This is a genomic window from Vibrio sp. J502, from assembly GCF_025397955.1.
Classification (GTDB): domain Bacteria; phylum Pseudomonadota; class Gammaproteobacteria; order Enterobacterales; family Vibrionaceae; genus Vibrio; species Vibrio anguillarum.
On record NZ_CP104554.1, the window covers coordinates 1,595,023 to 1,613,404 of the forward strand.

Genomic DNA, 18,382 nt, shown 5'->3' on the forward strand with positions numbered 1-18,382 from the left:
TTAATGGCCGTAACTGACCGGAACGGCCAGAATATAGCCGTTGCCACGCATAGTTTTAATGTAGTGAGGGTATTTTGCACTATCACCCAATCGCTGACGTAAACGGCTAAGTTGCACGTCGATACCTCGCTCAAAAGGGAGCGCTTCACGTCCACGAGTAGCAAATGAGATGGTATCGCGATCAAGCACTTCCTTAGGCCGGGTTAAAAACAGCATCAGTAGTGCAAAATCACTGCCCGACAAGTCATGCTCATCGGCACGCTCTAGATGTGTAATTCGGTGTGACAAGGTATCGAGTTGCCAATCACCAAACGTAATTTGTTTGGGCAACGCATCGGTTATTTTTTCATCATTGACTTGTACCCGGCGCAGCAAAGCCTTGATGCGCGCCATTAACTGACGAGGGTTAAAAGGTTTCGCCACATAATCATCCGCACCAATTTCTAAACCAATGATTTGGTCAGTTTCATCAGAAACCGCGGTCAACATAATAATAGGAACGTTCGAATGACGACGGATTTTTTGGCATAAAGTAAAACCATCGTCTCCGGGCATCATCACATCCAACAAAATAAGATCGGGATAACTGTTACGTTCCAAATAGGCTAATAGCTCGATGCCATCCGCGGTGGTGACGATATCAAAACCAGACTTCGTCAAGTACTCATCTAATAATTGCCGAATCTCTTCGTCATCATCCACGACTAGAATGCGCGTTCTTGCCTGCATGTCCACTATCCATATTTTCAACTGATCGGCCTAGTGTAGCTATAGGTCATTTTTTTGATTATTGATATTTATGTAAAGTTTGAATTCTGTCTAGATAGAGATCACAAAATGCGTTACTTATGAGGAACAACTGATTTCCATTTTTTTCCCCCATTCAGGAGGAAGCTGGGCAAAATGACTCTTTTCCGGCTGCTCGGCATATGGGTTGGCTAACAATTGTGCTAATTGGTGCACTTGTTGGTAATCACCTTGTTCTGCCTTATCGATCGCTTGTTGAGCCAAATAATTACGCAAAATATATTTCGGATTCACTTTTCTCATCTCTGCGCAGCGCTGCTCAATCGAAATCGCGTTCCCCGAACTGTCGATTTCTCGCTCACAACGAGCCAGATACTGTTCAAGCCAAACTTGTGCCGCGCCGCGGTCAATGAAGAGATCCAATACAGGTTGCTCCCCTTCGTGATCCAAATTGGATAATTGCCGGAAAAAACGAGTGTAGTCGGTGTGATTTTTGGTTAATAACTCAAACATTTGCTCAAACAACACCGAATCACCGGGTAGAGAGGTCAGCAACCCCAGTTTACGACGCATTTGCTGGCTAAAATAACGGCCGAGCTGCGCTTCAAACTGAGCGAGAGCCGCTTCCAGATCGCTTCTTTCCACTAACGGTGACAATGCATGTGCTAAAGCGGACAGGTTCCACAACGCCACGCGCGGCTGCTGATCAAACGCGTAGCGGCCTTGATAATCGGAGTGATTGCCAATATAAGTCGGTTCATAATCGTCGAGAAAAGCAAAAGGACCGTAGTCAAAGGTTTGACCGAGGATAGACATGTTGTCGGTATTCATTACGCCATGAGCAAATCCAACCGCTTGCCAATCGGCAATCATCTTAGCGGTGCGATCAACAATGTGACTAAACATGGCCGCATAAGGTTTTTCTTGTGTAAGGCAATCAGGGTAATGCCACTCAATCACTTTATCAGCCAGCTGTTTTTGTTCTGCTAATTGGTTGGTATAGAAAAAATGTTCAAAATGGCCAAAGCGAATATGGCTCTGCGCTACACGTACTAGCAGCGCACCTCGCTCTTGTTTTTCTCGATAAACAGGCGTGTCACTGCTCATCATCGCTAATGCTCTTGTGGTCGCAATCCCAAGACCCGTCATCGCCTCACTACACAAGTATTCGCGAATAGTGGAGCGCAGTACGGCGCGGCCATCCCCCATACGCGAATAAGGCGTAAGCCCTGCACCTTTCAAATGCAGATCATACACTTCACCCGTTTTACTCTCGATTTCGGCCAACAGTAACCCACGGCCATCACCTAAATCAGGGTTATAAATACCAAATTGATGGCCCGCGTATTTCATCGCTAATGGCTTAAATTGCGCGGGAATAACTTGGCCAGACAGGCCGTGCAGTAGCTCATCATTAGGTTGTGCTGGTAAAGACAAATCGCCAGCCAGTGAGGCATTCCAAGCAACCCAACGCACATTGTCTAAAGGCGCTGGGTTCACTTGAGAATAAAAAGCCGAGGGTAATTCACCATAGCGAGTGTGCAGTGTTACTTCATCCCAAATCGACATGCGAAGTCCTCATAATATGGTTTTTGGTTAGACTTTTGCACGTTAGCAAATACTTGAGCTCTAGACTAGGGTATTATTAGGCAAAGTTGTCACCTATTACAGGTCACATTCAAGGTGAAGTCGATGTTATCCATTTTTGATATTTTTAAAATTGGTGTGGGCCCTTCTAGCTCACACACCAATGGGCCAATGATTGCGGGCTATCAATTTAGCCAAATCATTGCTGATTTAACGCAAGTGGCAAGAGTGCAGATTGACCTTTACGGTTCATTATCACTTACAGGACGTGGCCACCACACGGATCGCGCCGTGATATTAGGCCTGCTGGGCAATAAGCCTGACACCATCAAAATCACCAGCGCCAATCAAGCGCTAGCGCATGCTATTGAACACGGCGAGCTTAATTTAGCGGGAAAACAGCTCATTCCATTCCAGCTAAAAACAGACCTCCTCTTCCAAAATACTAATCTTCCCTTGCATGAAAATGGCATGACGATTACCGCTTTGGGAGCGCAAGGAGAAACGTTAGCCTTTGAAACTTACTACTCAGTGGGAGGCGGCTTTGTTGCTACTGCCAAAGAGTTAGAACACGGTAGTGCAAATGCACCCGTGGAGGTCGAATTTCCTTTTACTTCTGCTGATGAATTACTCTTTAAAGCCGAAAAACATGGCTTAAGTTTAGGCAGTCTCGTTTTGCGCAATGAAATAGCGTTTCATGATCTTGAAACGATTAACCACAAAGCCGATCAAATTTGGAAAGTGATGTCACTCTGTATGCAGCGCGGCTTTGAAACGGAAGGCATTCTCGAAGGTGGATTGCATGTCACGCGCCGCGCACCAGCACTGCTCAAAAAGCTGGAAGCTAACGCGGCGATTGAGAGTGACCCAATGGAGATCATGGACTGGATTAACCTGTTTGCTTTCGCGGTCAGTGAAGAAAATGCAGCGGGAGGGCAAGTGGTCACCTCGCCAACCAATGGCGCGGCAGGAGTGATACCCGCCGTATTAATGTATTACCACCGCTTTATCCGAGAGCTTGACACTAAGCAGTTGAAAGATTTTCTCGCCGTGGCTGGCGCTATTGGTATTTTGTACAAAACCAATGCTTCTATTTCGGGGGCCGAAGTAGGCTGTCAAGGGGAGATTGGAGTCTCTTCCTCAATGGCAGCGGCAGGGTTGACCGCGCTAAGAGGTGGCAGCAACGAACAAATTTGCATGGCGGCTGAAATTGCCATGGAGCATTCATTGGGTATGACATGCGACCCAATGGGTGGCTTAGTTCAAGTCCCTTGTATCGAACGCAATGCAATGGGAGCCGTGAAAGCGATTAACGCTTCACGCATGGCCCTAAAACGGACCAGCAAATGCTTAATTTCTCTAGATAAAGTGATTGAGACCATGTACCAGACGGGGAAAGATATGAATCGGAAATATCGAGAAACCTCGTTAGGCGGCTTAGCGTTAATCCACCTATCACCACCTTGTGAATAGTAATACCGTTCAATCCTCATCAAGCCCTGTGTGAATACAGGGCTTGTTTAAGCGGTAAATTCAGGAATGCGTAACTCTTGGTTCTGGGTAATCGCTTCTCGCTGCACAATCCACTGAAAGCTGAGCGACAACACACAAATCTCAACCGCACAAACCACTAACCAGACGAGTGACAATAGTAATGTCAATGGCAGAAAATGCAGATTAAACAAGGGCTGTAGTAGTGCGTTGATAAGCATGGGGATCACACCTATCAGCACAAATAGTGCTTTGGCGTGGGGCTTTGACATTTGCCACGCGACACTCAAACCTCTAGGTTGATGATCTAGTGCTGTTGCTGGCAAAACTAATGACCAGCGGGAGATAAACCAGCCAATAGGCAGCATTGCGGCATAGGTACAAAGCTGGATTAACCACATTGGCATAGTCACTATATTTGCCAGCGAGCCAATGATAAACATGGGTATGATTAGAATGGCAAACAGCATAGCGCCTAACGCGGCCCACCATCCAATAAAGCGCAATTCACGCGAACTTAAGTAAAAAATCGTGCTCAAACGGCAAGATTTTTCACCCAACAGAACCAAACGATGCAAGCGCACTGTCGCCATCGCCGCCGTTACCGTATAAAGCACATAAACAATGACATTCGTTAATGTGAACAACTGTTGTGGATCATCAAAATCAACAACACCAATCGTGAAATAGAGATTCACCACCAAAAAAGGTGAAGATTGCAGCATGAGAGTCAGCCAATTTTTTTGGACTAATTTTAACGCACTCACCACAGTATACTGGATCGGTAGCTGCTGATATTCCATGAATCTATTCCCTGACAAATAAGTAAGGTTAATATATCGAAAATAGATCCCACTTGTTCTAAAAGCTCTGTGATGCCAATCCAACTCCCTGCACTCATTGATAACAATCTTATTGGTATCTCAGAATAGCGACTCGGCAACGAGGTGCTATTCTGAATAAAGAGACAATCGCTGACACTGAGGTATCTCACCGCATTTGAAGAGTTCATGCTAGAATGCGCCGAATTTGCGATGAGTTGCACTCAAAGTATTAGGGCGTAGCGCCTTACGATGAGAAAGCCATCGCTTGCTAACTGTTTTGACTTTTTAACTCTGAGAGCCCGCATGCCATTTTCCAACCTAGGATTGAGCGATCCAATCTTAAAAGCCGTTCACGAACTCGGCTATTCTGCCCCAACACCGATTCAAGAACAGGCAATCCCTGCCATTTTGACGGGTAAAAATGTCATTGCGGCAGCGCAAACCGGCACGGGTAAAACCGCTAGCTTTGTACTGCCCATTTTGCAGATGCTTAGTCAAGGAACAACTCAGCGCGCCAAACGTGTTCGTGCATTAATTTTAGCGCCCACGCGCGAACTGGCTCTGCAAGTGGAAGAGAACGTCACTCAATACGCCAAGTATCTGCCCTTAACCTGCCTTGCGATGTACGGCGGTGTCGATTCGCAAAAACAAAAACAACGCTTGATTGAAGGGGTGGATATTTTGATCGCCACGCCGGGGCGCTTGCTTGATATGTATGGCCAACGCGCCGTTCATTTTGATGAGCTTGAAGTGTTGGTGATGGATGAAGCTGACCGCATGCTCGACATGGGTTTCATTGAAGACATCAATAAAATTGTTGATCGCCTACCACTAAACCGTCAGAACTTGCTGTTTTCGGCGACCCTTTCTCGCCCAGTGCGCGAGTTGGCCAAATCAGCCATTAATGATCCGATTGAAATTGATGTCGCTGGTTACAACCGCACGCCAAATCAAATTGAGCAGTGGATTATCACTGTCGATAAAGATCAAAAATCTGCACTACTGAGCCATTTGATTACTGAAAACCAATGGCAACAGGCGATGATTTTCATCGAAACCAAACACGGTGCGGCAAAGCTGGCGAGCCAACTGGAAAAGCGTGGCATTGCGGCAGAGGCGTTTCACAGTGGCCGTAGCCAAGAAGTTCGTGAAAAATTATTAGCCGATTTCAAAGCAGGTAAACTGCAATTTTTGATTGCAACGGGCGTTGCCGCGCGCGGTATTGATATTGATAACTTAGAAAGAGTGGTGAATTACGACTTGCCTTATCCTGCGGAGAACTACATTCACCGTATTGGACGAACCGGTCGTGCTGGTGCAACCGGTGAAGCAATTTCTCTCGTATCACGCGATGATTTTAAAAACTTGTGCATGATTGAAAGCCGCTTAGGACATTTGCTTGTGCGTAAAGAAATTGAAGGTTTCACACCGAAAAAAGACGTGCCTATTTCCATTTTAAATTACCACTTGAAAAAGCGTGATAACGAGCACTCAAGTGTACCGCGTCGTAGCCCTCGCCCTAAACAAGAAAAACGCTCATAAGCATAATGCTTCTTTACAAATCCCACCGCCCGGTGGGATTTTGTTGACTAAACCATTCCCGCATCACACTTTTACGCCTTCTTTCTCTCTACGCCCCAAAATCACGACTCAAGGATGATTCTGTCTTCATCAACTTCTATTAGCCTGCAACTCATCTCCTATTTCTCGCATCCCATCATCGCTTAGGTTGACACGTTATGGCTTACAACAAATACACTATCTATCAAGTTTTCACGCGCTTATTCGGTAATACAAACCGTTGCAACACACCTTGGGCAACGAAAGAACAAAATGGCGTCGGTAAATTAAGTGACTTCACTGACGATGCACTCAATGCAATTAATCAACTTGGGATCACTCATATTTGGTATACCGGTGTCTTACATCACGCACTGGTGGGTGATTACCGTGCATGGGGAATAGAGAATGATCACCCAAGTGTTGTCAAAGGTAGAGCGGGCTCGCCTTACGCCATTAAAGACTACTATTCGATAAACCCTGATTTAGCCGACGACCCAGCTCAGCGTAATCACGAATTTGAAGCCTTGATTAAGCGTACACACCAAGCGGGCATGAAAGTCATCATCGACATTGTCCCTAACCACGTGGCGCGCCAATATCAAGGGCTCAATAACCCTGTCGGAGTCAATGATTTTGGTGAAAATGATGATACCAGTATGCAATACGCCAGGGACAATAACTTCTATTACCTACCCGACACCCCCTTTAAACTGCCAGATATGCACACCTCATTACTACCGTTGGGCGGTGAATGCCACCCAGATTTAGCCACCCCGTTTTACGAACACCCAGCAAAATGGACAGGCAATGGATCTCGTTTAGCCAAGCCGAACATCGATGATTGGTATGAAACCGTCAAAATAAACTACGGCATCAAACCTGATGGAAGCAAAGATTTTGCCGAACTTCCGCAGCAATACCGTTTTCTATCTCACTTTGAACACGCCGTTTTCTGGCAAGACAAAAGTGTCCCGGATTCATGGCGTAAATTTCGGGATATCGCCCTTTATTGGATCGATAAAGGCGTGGATGGCTTTCGTTATGATATGGCCGAAATGGTACCGATTGAATTTTGGAGCTATCTCAACTCGGCAATTAAACTACACAACCCCGATGCTTTTTTAATGGCAGAGGTGTATCAGCCAGATTTATACCGCGATTATATCCAGCTCGGCAAAATGGACTATCTGTACGACAAAGTTGACCTTTACGATTGTCTCAAAGCCATCATACAAGGACACGGTTCAACTAAAGAGATTGGGCGTATTGAATATCAACTGCGCGACATTGAGCATCACATGCTGCATTTCTTGGAAAACCATGACGAGCAGAGAATTGCCTCGCCTGAATTTGCAGGGGAAGCACATAAAGCACGCCCAGCCATGTTGATTTCAGCCTGTTTATCCAGCTCACCGACCTTGCTTTATTTTGGGCAAGAAGTGGGCGAACCGGGAGCGGAACATGCCGGCTTTGGCCAGCCTTCTCGCACCTCTATTTTTGACTATATCGGTGTTCCACAACACCAAAAATGGATGAATAACGGCGCATTTGATGGTGGCCAATTAAACGAGAGCGAGAAGCAGCTGCGCCATTTCTACTCAACATTACTGAATTTAGTCAAACAGAGCCCCGCACTGACCGGTGAATATCATGATCTGTACGCCGCCAATGTTGAACACTTCTCCGACCAACAAGATTACTTATTTGCCTTTGCTCGCTCTAACCCGTCACAAAAGCTGATCATCGCGGCGAACTTCAGTGCCACAAGTGGCAAAACCGTAAAACTGCATTTACCTAAAGCATTGACCACTTATTGGCAGTTAACCTGTGGTGAGCACACTCTATTCGACCCGCTAAATCAACAAACGCTGACGCTCTTCGTCAACGAACAAGAGAGCTATGTGATGATCGACTTCACCCCACTTTCGACCCATTTCATGGTTCTCAATAATATTTAAACCTCAAAGAGAGTCATTGGTCTTATTTCAATACAACAAGCCAGCATCTTCATCGTGCTGGCTTGTTTTGCTAAACGCTATAAGGTTAAGGCTTGCTTTAAGTGACTTTCATTAACACGGGTTCTTGATCAGATTCCCGCTCATGCTGATTGGGCAAAATACCTAAAGTATGTAAAAAGGTTTTGAGCATGATGGCGTAAATGAACATCATAGGAAGGCCTGCGACCACACAAAGCGACTTAATGGTTTCAATCCCTCCCCCAGCCAAAAATACACTTAAACTGATCAGCCCAATCGCACAGGCCCAAAGTAATTTTACTCGGTTATCGGGATCACCATTCAAAGCCAATTCATTGGTGGTGAGCATCGCCGTCGCAACACTCGCACTGGACATAGTGGTCAGCATCAATAAAAACTGAATGAGCAAAAATAGCCCAAGCACCCCATTTCCCCCAGGCAAGGTTTTTATCAATGAAACCACTGCGTAGGTTAAGCCACCTTCCGCCATCCAGCCCTGAACGGGTAAACCGCCCAACATTTGAGCCCACACCGCATAGCCACCAAAAATGGAGATAAAAAATGCGCAGCCCAAAGCGCCCATCGAGATGGTGTACAAAACTACTTCACGAATCGTTCGTCCACGAGAAATTCGCGTGATGAATAGGCCCATCATAATCAAGTACGCATAATACCAAAACCAATAGTACTGAGTCCAGCCTTGTGCAAAACCACTTTGCTGAACAGGGTCTGTCCACAATGACATTCTAAAGAAATTATCCAACATCACGCCCAATGAGTCAGTGAAACTATTAAGAATGAAAGAAGGTTGAGTCGCCAATAATACAAACAGGGCAAACAACACCGCCATGCTGACTGTCCAGTTAGAAATCGCGTTGATGCCTTGGTTAAAACCAACCCCCATCACAGCCACTAACGCAGCCACAAAAAGCACAATGATTGCGCCTTGTAAGCCAAGGCTATTCTCAATCTGTAACAGCTCTGCCACACCGGTGCTGACCAAGGTCACAGTTAAGGCCAGCGAGCTAGCAAACGCGGCCAACGTACCAAAAATCGACAATAGATCGATACTTTTTGCCACCAAAGGATGGTCACCCACTACCGAAGAACACAAACTGGAAACTTTTAACGTGCGCTTTTTTTGTACATAAAATGCGTAAGCAAACGGAATCGCTGGAAAGCAGTAAATCGCCCAGCCTGTAATGCCCCAATGAAAAATAGAGTAGGTAACGGCCCATGCCGCAGCAGGATAACTATTGGGCTCAGCAAATAACGGCGGCGATTGTAAGTAATACATCGGTTCACCTATCGCCCAGTAAATGAGTGACGCCCCGACGCCAGCGGTAAAAATCATCCCGCCGTAAGAAAAATTACTGTATTCGGTTTTTTCTTCACCTAAACGAATACGGCCGTATTTCGAACACGCCAGCCACAGTAAAAAAACCACTAACGCCAAACTTGCCATCTGTACTAACCAGCCAAACCAGTGGCTCACCCAGCCCATAGCTTGCGCCGCCATCGCTTGAGAGGTGGCTGGATAAAGCGCAGATACCGTTAACAAAACAAGCACTAACGCAATCGCAGGAAAAGCCAATCCATAATTAAGATTTTTCAAAACTGCGCCTCCATTCATAAAGTGCTTGAATATGGCGAGGGGTGATGCCACAACATCCGCCGATCACGGTTGCACCGAGGGCATACCACTGCTTGGCAAATGCGAGATAATCTTCTGCACTAAACTCACGCATGGCTTGTACGGTTTCGTTGGCAGCGTGATCCGATTTAATCGGCGTAAAACTGTTTGCATAAACGCCGATTTCAATCTTTTGCGCTCGGCCTTCCAACACGGTTTTCGCCTGTTGAATGGCATCAGCCATCACCTCAGGTATTGAGCAGTTAAAGAAAATGCCCGCCCCACCCGCAGAGCAGATTTGTTCTGCCGCTTCAGAGACCGACTGCCCAGAACGCAATTGTGCGATATTAGTGTCATCTTTCAGAGTCAGTGCGTAATAGCAAGGCTTGGTTGATGAGGCAAACACCGATTGAATCATGCTCAACTCTTCTAAACTGGCAATCGTCTCCGCCAACCAGACGTCCACATAAGGATCTTGTGCTTGATACAAAGTGAGTGAAATCGCTCGCGCGACTTCGGCTTGAAAGAGATCAGGCCGATAGCTTCCCATCGCCGGTGGCATAGAACCCGCCACTAAAATCGGACGTTCTGACTGTTGTGCTACTTCCGCAGCAATCTGCGCGGCTAAGCTCGCTAACCTTGCACCATCGGTTTGATATAGTGACTCGCCCAAGTGAAAAGGGACACACGCATAGCTATTCACCGTGATGATGTCGGCACCGCTATCAATAAATCCTTGGTGAGCTAAACGAACATGTTGTGGAGATTCAATCAGCGCTTGCGCGCTCCAAAGTGGCTGAGAAAAAGGGGCGCCAATTCTTTTTAATTCACGCCCCATACCACCATCAAGAAGAGTTAATTTGCTCATAATATCGTATCCATAATGCTTTATTGGTCAGTGCCATTGAAACATTCTGTGAGCAAAATCATAGTGAATAACATTGAAGTGCAATATGAATTTTATTCAAGTAAGTAACTTGATTTATCTATTCTTTTTCGCAAGGCCACTATCTGTTATTCATGCTGTCATTCGTAAAAAACATTGGGCTTGGTCATTTCACAAACCATCCTTAACGCATCATAAACAACTCTTCATGGAACTGAGTTTCAACGTCTACATGGTAAGGCTTCAACGCCTGTTTTAAAGTCCGTGAAAAGGCAACAGGGCCACAAAAGAAAAACTCAAAACCGCTTAAATCACCACACTGGCGAGCAATAGTCTCGGCAGACAAATGCGGCGCAATGCTTGAATCAATCACGGTGAGGGAGACACCTGCACGCAATGCTTTCTGCTTAAGCTCATCACACAGGGCTTGCTCTGCATGGTGGCAGCAGAAAAACAGATAAGTAGCCGGATGCGCTTTTACCGTGTGTAAATAATCTAACCCAGCCATAAATGGAGCGATGCCGACACCGCCACCAATCCAGACTTGTGGCCTATCACTATAAAACTCAAATCGTCCATATGGACCTTCGACCTCAATCGGCTCACCCACGGTAATTCTCTTATAAAGGCCTGTGGTAAAATCGCCGAGCTCTTTGATCAAAAATCGCAGCTCATTAGCCTCGTTGTACGAAGCAATAGTAAACGGATGTGGCTCTTCGCCAACAAAAGTCAAATAGGCAAACTGCCCTGCTTTATGCCCGGGCCAAGGTTTCTCCATCTTAACTCTTAACTCTTAACTCTAACGTTTGGCTCGCTGCGCAGTAGTGGCATGCGCTAATCTTCGCTGAATAACGTGCATTTCGGCCCACAAATCCAAACAAACTGTAGGTTGCTGCCGCGGAGCCAAGCGCAATAAACATCAACACTAACCAATAAATCGGCCAGCCCCAATACGCCTTTTTCAACAATAATACCGAATGCCCAGCCAGCAAAAGGTACACCACCGCCATCAAACGGTGCGATAAGCGAAACGGTTTGTATTTAATGGTTAGCCACAGTGATACACCCACCAGCAGTAATAATGAGTAGAACCCCCATTCGCCAATGGCTAACCCAATCGGGCGCATCTCTTTTACCCAAAGCGCAAAACCCGACAAGTTCCCCTGTGGACCAGAGCCATTGAGCCGATTAGGTTTAGTCAGGAGCTCAAGTGCAATCATCCATTTCGGTATCTGGTAACAAAGCCAGTGAAATAAACCAAGCAACGTGGCCGAAATACCCAGCCATTTGTGTATCCGATAGCCTTTATCGATTCCTTGTGTCCACTGTTCAACAAGGGGCAAACGAAGCGCCAGCACCATAGCCAATGACATCGCCACAATGGACAAAATGCCTGACCACTGAATAAAAGCCGATCGCCACTTGAAGAGGTTTTCAGACACCAAAAGCGTTGGCTCGGCTTGCATCCATAATACCGAGACAACCACCATCACAATCAATACCGTTTTGCTTACTCTGCTCATCACAATAACCACTTAAATAGAAAGGTTATCTAAGAGTAACAAGCACAACGTAAAGTAGATGAAGTAACAAGTAAATCTGTGTAAAGACGGCAATCCAAGCTCTTTAAGCGCTATATCCTTTTTATTGAACGCAGAAAAATCTGACCAATCAAACAACGCTGATCTTCCGCACGATAATCTTAGGGAGGGTCACTGAATTCTGTTAGAATGCGGCCCCTTCAACTAGCGTGTTAAGAGATGATCATTCGTGATGCCACGTTGTTTGAATAAAAAACCAACGAAAACCATACACCACTGCTGGCCTCGGTTAGTGAACTACTTAGGAACTCGTTATGATGACTGAAGAAGAAAGAATTGAATTACAAAGAAATAACCCATTACACGGTCTTAAGTTAGAAACATTACTGCAAGAACTAGTGGATTTTTACGGTTGGGATATTCTCGATACGGCAATGCGTTTTAACTGCTTCCATACCAACCCATCGGTTGCCAGCAGCGTGAAATATCTCAATAAAACCGATTGGGCGAGAGAGAAAGTAGAAAACTTCTACCTATATCGCTTTAAACGTATGCCACGCGCTTCAGCTGAAGAATATGATCTGCCACCGCGCGCGCGCACTTTCCCACATGGCCTCAAACCTAAAGAGCCAATGGAGCTGACGGTTGATTCCATTTTAAACTCACAGGCTAAAGCGGCTTCTGCCCATAAAGAGCGTTCCGCACGTAACCGTTCGTTTCGTCGTTAAAGAACGATAAGTCAGTGATCGGCTCACGACACAACAAATCGGTTGAGCACAAAATGAATGTTGGTGTAAGAGAGAACCTTGCACCAACATTTTCCATCACAACATTTCAGCGTGAACCTTAATTATAAATAGGTTGCCATAAGCAGACTTTCTGCTGCTTACGTTGGTCATACAGCCATGTATATTGGCAATGATTATCGTAACTATATCGCCCAGTCTGAACCTTATATGGCCCAAAACTCACACCTTGTAAAGATTGAAAACGCCCTTGATAAAGCAATGAGAAGTGCAAGTGAGGGCCGGTGGGCGATCCACCTTCACACAAAGCAATGGAGCGCTGGTTAGCATAAACACCCAACTTACTGTCTTTCGTCACCCACTGATTATTCGCGACTTGGATTCCGTCCATATGGTAATAGTTCGTCGCCCAACCGTTTGGATGCGTCACGCGCAGTTGGCACCGAGACATCACCGACACGTAGCCATCATGCGCGGCCGTTACACTGTAAGTTGGCGCGCCCCAAGCTGGCCAATCGTAAGAAACGTCGATTGAAGAAAGCGGAAAGCCTGAACCACTGTGCGCATGCGTACCGTTAGGTATCCACTGATACCCTTTGCGCCATGGCCACTGCATAAACCCCTCACTAGGCGAAGCAATGAGGTTTCCCATACGCATAGGAGCTGGTGTGTTTTGTGGTTCGCTGAAAGCACCAAACCAAAGCTCATATTGCGATTTCCATAATGCCCAATCATCCACCCGATTCAATTGCTGCATGACCGCTAACGTCGCAGCATTGTATTGAAGAGCCGATGAACTTTCTTGATAGTGATAGAAACGCTGAGACAGTTGATTCGCAATATCTTTGATCTGCCGCTGTCTATCGTCCAAGCTTTGCTCCGAAGCACTCTCTTGTTCTAATAACGCTAAAGTGGTCAATAACACTCGAGGATCAACCCCCGTTGCCCCAGCCCAATGGCTAACTGACTCGACAAGCTCAAGCCAATGTGGCTGATGGGTACCAATAAAATCTTCAATATTGAAAGGACGTTGATGAGGTCGAAAAACAAACTCATCATCGCTAATCAGAGAAAATGGCAGTTGACTCTCTGCAAGCTGCGCTTCGTTAAGCCGTGGAGTATCGACATCAGGATACAACTGATGGCTTACCACCATTGGGCTAAAACAGATAAACCATGTCACTAAAGAAGATTTGGTTAGATTCATTACGCACCCTTCATATGAATTAAATTTCACATAGAGTGTGGCACAAAATATTCGTGGGATAGCTAAGAAGGTGCGTTTTGCGAGGCCAGTAGGAGCAAGATGTAATAAGATGAAAGCGATGAAATTATCAACACTCTGCACAAAAGTACCATCGGAGTAAAAAACCGAACGGATGAACATGAAAAACAAAAACCCCGACAACTTTTTGAGTTATCGGGGCTTTCTTGAATAAATGGCGCGCCCTGTAGGATTCGAACCTACGACCACATCCTTAGAAGGGACGTGCTCTATCCAGCTGAGCTAAGGGCGCGCTACAGGGACAGGATTATACGAGTTGAACTCCGTAAATCAATCGCTTTCTCTAACATTCTGTTTCAAATGCCTAAAAAACTGCCATTCGCTAACCATGTGACGAAAAACAGAACAAAGCAAACGTTTGCTTATGGATGTTACTTTAAATATCTGCGACAATGCGCCCAAAAATATTTGCGACCAATGTGTAAGGAAAGCCATGACTGCTCAAAATATTGATGGGACACTCATCTCCCAGACGGTTCGCTCTGAAGTAGCGGCGCGGGTAAAAGCTCGCACTCAAGTGGGCCTTCGCGCTCCGGGGCTGGCGGTGGTACTGGTGGGAGAAGATCCTGCGTCACAAGTGTATGTCGGCAGCAAACGTCGTGCTTGTGAAGAGGTGGGTTTTGTTTCTAAATCCTATGATCTTCCAGCAACTGCAGGTGAAGAGGAGCTACTGGCGTTAATCGATAAGCTCAATGCCGACCCTGAAATTGACGGCATTTTAGTGCAACTGCCCTTACCTGCTGGGATTGACACAACCCATGTGCTTGAACGCATTTTTCCTGAAAAAGATGTCGATGGTTTTCACCCTTACAATGTGGGCCGTTTAGCCCAACGCATTCCTAAACTGCGCTCTTGCACGCCCAAAGGGATCATCACTTTGCTTGAGCGCTATAACGTTCAACTGCGTGGTAAGCATGCAGTGATTGTGGGCGCATCCAATATTGTCGGCCGACCAATGACGTTAGAGCTGCTACTGGCTGGTTGCACCACAACCACATGCCATCGCTTCACTAAAGATTTAGAGCACCATGTTCGCCAAGCTGATTTGTTGGTGGTGGCCGTTGGTAAACCCAATTTTATTCCCGGTGCATGGATTAAAGAAGGTGCCGTGGTGATTGATGTGGGCATCAACCGCTTGGAGTCAGGCAAACTGATTGGCGATGTCGAGTACGATGTAGCGCGCACCAAAGCAAGCTTGATCACCCCTGTTCCGGGTGGTGTCGGGCCAATGACGGTTGCCAGTTTGATTGAAAACACCCTGTTGGCGTGCGAACAATTTCACCCCAATAACTGATCTTGTTATTGATTATTGCTAGTAGTTATTGATAGCTATGATCAGCGAGCCAAAAAGAACCCCAGCACTGCGCTGGGGTTCTTGCGTTATAAACCAACTTAGCCTTTATTGGGCATTATTCATTTGCGTCAGTTTGTTGCCTATTGGCCTAGAGAAATTGTAGCCGTCGTGTTCGTCCCAGTTAATAGACCATGTCATCACACCACCGTAGTTAGGGTAGTTGAAACTCGGTTTCACCGTCGCGCAAGAGGTTCCCTTGGTTAAGCAGTCCAACGCATCAAGAATGTTTTGCGTGGGCGCTTGCCCAGAGTTGGCAGAGCTCGGGCCAGAAGGCAAACCGATTGCAACTTGATCGTCACGCAGTGGTTCAAAGCGTGAACCATCGGCCAAATCAAACCCTTCTAACAGCATTTTTGATTGAGCGACCATCATATCCACCGAACCTTCAGGAGCTGCACCCGGTAGATAAGGGTTTGGTAACCCACCGTTGTTATAAAGCTGAACATGAAGTAGATCGAGTGTGTCACGAACCTCATTGATGATAGGAATATACGCACCCCAAATGCCGCTATAAGCCACCATTCCTCCTTGAACATAAGGGTGTTCTGGTGCCATGGTCAGGTACATATCACCGCCGATGTTGGCTTCAATTTGCTTTAATGCCCGGCCCAAGCGCGCTTGAATTTGCGAGCCATGCATTAAGTTAGAACCACTTTCTAAATCAACATCCAAGCCATCAAAACCCCACTCTTTGATCAACGCCGTCAAACTATCAACAAAGTGCGCTTCATCACTGTCAGTATTGAGCGTAATGTTGCCTTCCGCGCCACCAAGTGACAAAACAAAAACTTTGCCTTTGGCTTGCAAAGCCGCCATATCTTGCTTGAACTGGGTAGCATCTAAAGCGGGACAGCTACTATGCGCATCGCCTGCGAAAAGATTGAAATGCACGGTTCCATTACTGTTGCGGTCATTATCGGCAAATGCAATATCGATCACATCCCACGCATCAGACATATCAGCGAGACGCATTGGGCAGCCAGCAGCATTGACAAAATTATGCCAGTAACCGATCAATTTGTGCTTTTTCTGTGTCTGTTCAACCACCTTCACGGCAGCTGCGTCTGACAATACACTACTGCCTGCATCATAAGCTTGCGCAGCCACTGTGTATTCGCCGATAGCCGTAGGTGTCCAAGTGTAGGCATAAGGCGCACTGGTATCAGTTGCGACCACCGCTCCATTCACTAAGAAATTGACTTTAGAAACAGCACCAGTGAGTGACGTCGCATTGGCAGCAATATTGACTGGTTTACCCAAACCGACGGTTTGCCCTGACGTTGGCGATGTTAACGACACCACTAACGCTTGATCGCTCACTGAAACGTTAATCTGACTTTCAGCGCTATTATTGTCATTATCGGTTGCGATGGCTTTGAGTGTGGTACTTCCGACCTTGCTCGCAACCCACTCAACCGAGTAAGGCGCTTGGTTTACTACGCCAAGGCTCGTGCCATCAACAAGAAATTCCACTTGTATTACACTGCCATCGGCATCATTAGCTTGTGCGCTGAGCAGGATGGTAGAACCAGCCAGAATCACTTCATTATCAACAGGGCTTGTCAATGAAACGGTAGGTGGCGTGGCACACGCGCCCATTCCGGTCCACGCTTCTTGCCAATAACTTCCTTTGCCCGGCTCATAGGCCCACGCTGAGCTGGAAGAGCACCAACCTGCGATATCACAACGGAACTTTTGATTATTGTTTTGCACCAGTTCGCCTGCAGCGTAACTGCTACCCGCCACATAGGTTGCTAAACCTGCACAACCACCACTTGAGCCTCCAGATACAACCAAGGCGACCTCTTGGCTATGAGTCGTTTGGTTATCATTATCCGTCGCTTTGGCTTTAAAGGTGTGAGAGCCTGAGACAGCAGTCCAATCGTGGGCATAAGGTTCTGAAGTATCTGAAGCGACGAGTTGTCCATCCACATAAAAATCAACTTGCGTGACGGTTCCATCCGAATCGGTGGCATTAGCGCTTAGCGTCAATGAGTCACCAGCCGCTAGCTGCTCAGCACCTGTTGGGCTGGTTAAGGAGATGGAAGGAGGCACTAAACCACCAACAGGCGTAACCGAGATGGTTGACGCTGTTGACGTAGTCGCACCCTGATTATCAGTGGCAATTGCAGTCACTTGAGTTGCGCCTAAAGCGGCAGTCCAATCGGTTTGGAAAGGCGCTTGTGTGATGACGGCGATCGACACGCCATCAATCAAAAATTCAACCTGTGCCACGCTACCATCGCTATCAGACGCCGTGGCTTGCAGCGTGATTAAGCTGCCTTGTGGGATTTGTGCATTATTGGCAGGAGAAACGAGATTTAGCGTGGGTGGAACATTGCCACCACCGCTGTCACACTGCCCGAGTGATAGCCAAAATGCCCAGGGGCCGTTATTGCTTGCAGGATCATTTCCCTGCGTCCAATAGTTAGCTTGATAGGCTGCGTTAGATTGCGTCACTTTATCGCCGGACGTATAAATGGCGGCCGTATCCCAAGAGCCCAAGCCATCACAGTTATAGGCTTGAGCTTGGTAGCTTATCCCTAACGTTGTAATAATGGCGGCTCTGAGTAGATAAGAACTCATTGTTCTCTCCTTTGCTTATGAATAATTAACCCGTTCCCAAGTAACTTGACGTGGTGGCCTGCAATACGCGAGATAAAGACAAGGCAACATCAAGTAGGCAGGGTATATAACTAATAAGCTAGAGGACGAGAATTGCACTCTAAATAACTGATAATTTTAATTA

12 protein-coding genes, 1 tRNA gene and 1 pseudogene are annotated in these 18,382 nt (G+C 46.5%); 5 read left to right on the forward strand and 9 right to left on the reverse strand.

The window, feature by feature from the left end; genetic code table 11:
• Positions 1-729, reverse strand: a complete 729-nt coding sequence (locus N5E84_RS07415) for a response regulator (protein WP_029388179.1) — start codon at positions 727-729, stop codon at positions 1-3.
• A gap of 117 nt (positions 730-846) precedes the next feature.
• Positions 847-2,316, reverse strand: coding sequence for a protein adenylyltransferase SelO (locus N5E84_RS07420; protein ID WP_019282008.1), 1,470 nt, complete (start codon positions 2,314-2,316; stop codon positions 847-849).
• 123 nt (positions 2,317-2,439) lie between these two features.
• On the opposite strand from N5E84_RS07420, the gene N5E84_RS07425 reads away from it, so the two are divergent.
• A complete protein-coding gene (locus N5E84_RS07425; RefSeq protein WP_029388180.1) occupies positions 2,440-3,807 on the forward strand; it encodes an L-serine ammonia-lyase in 1,368 nt (455 codons plus the stop codon).
• A gap of 47 nt (positions 3,808-3,854) precedes the next feature.
• Here N5E84_RS07425 and N5E84_RS07430 read toward each other — a convergent pair whose 3' ends face one another.
• On the reverse strand, positions 3,855-4,628 hold the full coding sequence (locus N5E84_RS07430) for a hypothetical protein (protein WP_019282010.1): 774 nt from the start codon (positions 4,626-4,628) through the stop codon (positions 3,855-3,857).
• Positions 4,629-4,952: 324 nt separating this feature from the next.
• Here N5E84_RS07430 and N5E84_RS07435 point away from each other — a divergent pair, with 324 nt between their 5' ends.
• Positions 4,953-6,191 (forward strand): DEAD/DEAH box helicase, encoded by a 1,239-nt coding sequence (locus N5E84_RS07435; RefSeq protein ID WP_029388181.1) that lies wholly within the window; start codon positions 4,953-4,955, stop codon positions 6,189-6,191.
• Positions 6,192-6,388: 197 nt separating this feature from the next.
• Positions 6,389-8,170, forward strand: coding sequence for an alpha-amylase family protein (locus tag N5E84_RS07440; protein WP_019282012.1), 1,782 nt, complete (start codon positions 6,389-6,391; stop codon positions 8,168-8,170).
• A gap of 97 nt (positions 8,171-8,267) precedes the next feature.
• On the opposite strand, the gene N5E84_RS07445 is transcribed toward N5E84_RS07440, so the two are convergent.
• The 3 genes and pseudogenes from N5E84_RS07445 to N5E84_RS07455 all read right to left on the reverse strand — a co-directional run bounded on the left by N5E84_RS07445 (position 8,268) and on the right by N5E84_RS07455 (position 12,230).
• Entirely contained in the window at positions 8,268-9,803 is a 1,536-nt protein-coding gene (locus N5E84_RS07445) for a BCCT family transporter (protein ID WP_069211941.1), read from the reverse strand.
• Positions 9,790-10,689, reverse strand: coding sequence for a homocysteine S-methyltransferase family protein (locus N5E84_RS07450; RefSeq protein WP_010317152.1), 900 nt, complete (start codon positions 10,687-10,689; stop codon positions 9,790-9,792). The genes N5E84_RS07445 and N5E84_RS07450 overlap by 14 nt, the downstream gene beginning before the upstream one ends.
• A 202-nt stretch (positions 10,690-10,891) precedes the next feature.
• Positions 10,892-12,230: pseudogene (locus tag N5E84_RS07455) on the reverse strand (ferric reductase-like transmembrane domain-containing protein).
• A 332-nt stretch (positions 12,231-12,562) separates the two neighbouring features.
• On the opposite strand from N5E84_RS07455, the gene N5E84_RS07460 reads away from it, so the two are divergent.
• The gene (locus N5E84_RS07460; RefSeq protein ID WP_013857204.1) at positions 12,563-12,976 is read left to right on the forward strand and encodes a VF530 family DNA-binding protein; all 414 of its coding nucleotides are present in this window, start codon (positions 12,563-12,565) and stop codon (positions 12,974-12,976) included.
• A gap of 118 nt (positions 12,977-13,094) precedes the next feature.
• Here N5E84_RS07460 and N5E84_RS07465 read toward each other — a convergent pair whose 3' ends face one another.
• Together N5E84_RS07465 and N5E84_RS07470 are read right to left on the reverse strand one after the other, a co-directional pair.
• Complete coding sequence (locus N5E84_RS07465) at positions 13,095-14,201, reverse strand: M23 family metallopeptidase (protein WP_029388182.1); 1,107 nt, start codon at positions 14,199-14,201, stop codon at positions 13,095-13,097.
• A 233-nt stretch (positions 14,202-14,434) separates the two neighbouring features.
• Positions 14,435-14,511: transfer RNA gene (locus N5E84_RS07470), tRNA-Arg, on the reverse strand.
• 201 nt (positions 14,512-14,712) lie between these two features.
• Between N5E84_RS07470 and folD the strand changes: the two genes are divergently transcribed.
• Positions 14,713-15,573 carry a bifunctional methylenetetrahydrofolate dehydrogenase/methenyltetrahydrofolate cyclohydrolase FolD gene (gene folD, locus N5E84_RS07475; protein WP_029388183.1) on the forward strand — a complete coding sequence of 287 codons (861 nt, stop codon included), beginning with the start codon at positions 14,713-14,715 and terminating at the stop codon, positions 15,571-15,573.
• 105 nt (positions 15,574-15,678) lie between these two features.
• Here the strand turns inward: folD and N5E84_RS07480 are convergent, their stop codons facing one another.
• Positions 15,679-18,219, reverse strand: a complete 2,541-nt coding sequence (locus N5E84_RS07480) for an Ig-like domain-containing protein (protein WP_029388184.1) — start codon at positions 18,217-18,219, stop codon at positions 15,679-15,681.
• Positions 18,220-18,382 lie beyond the last annotated feature (163 nt).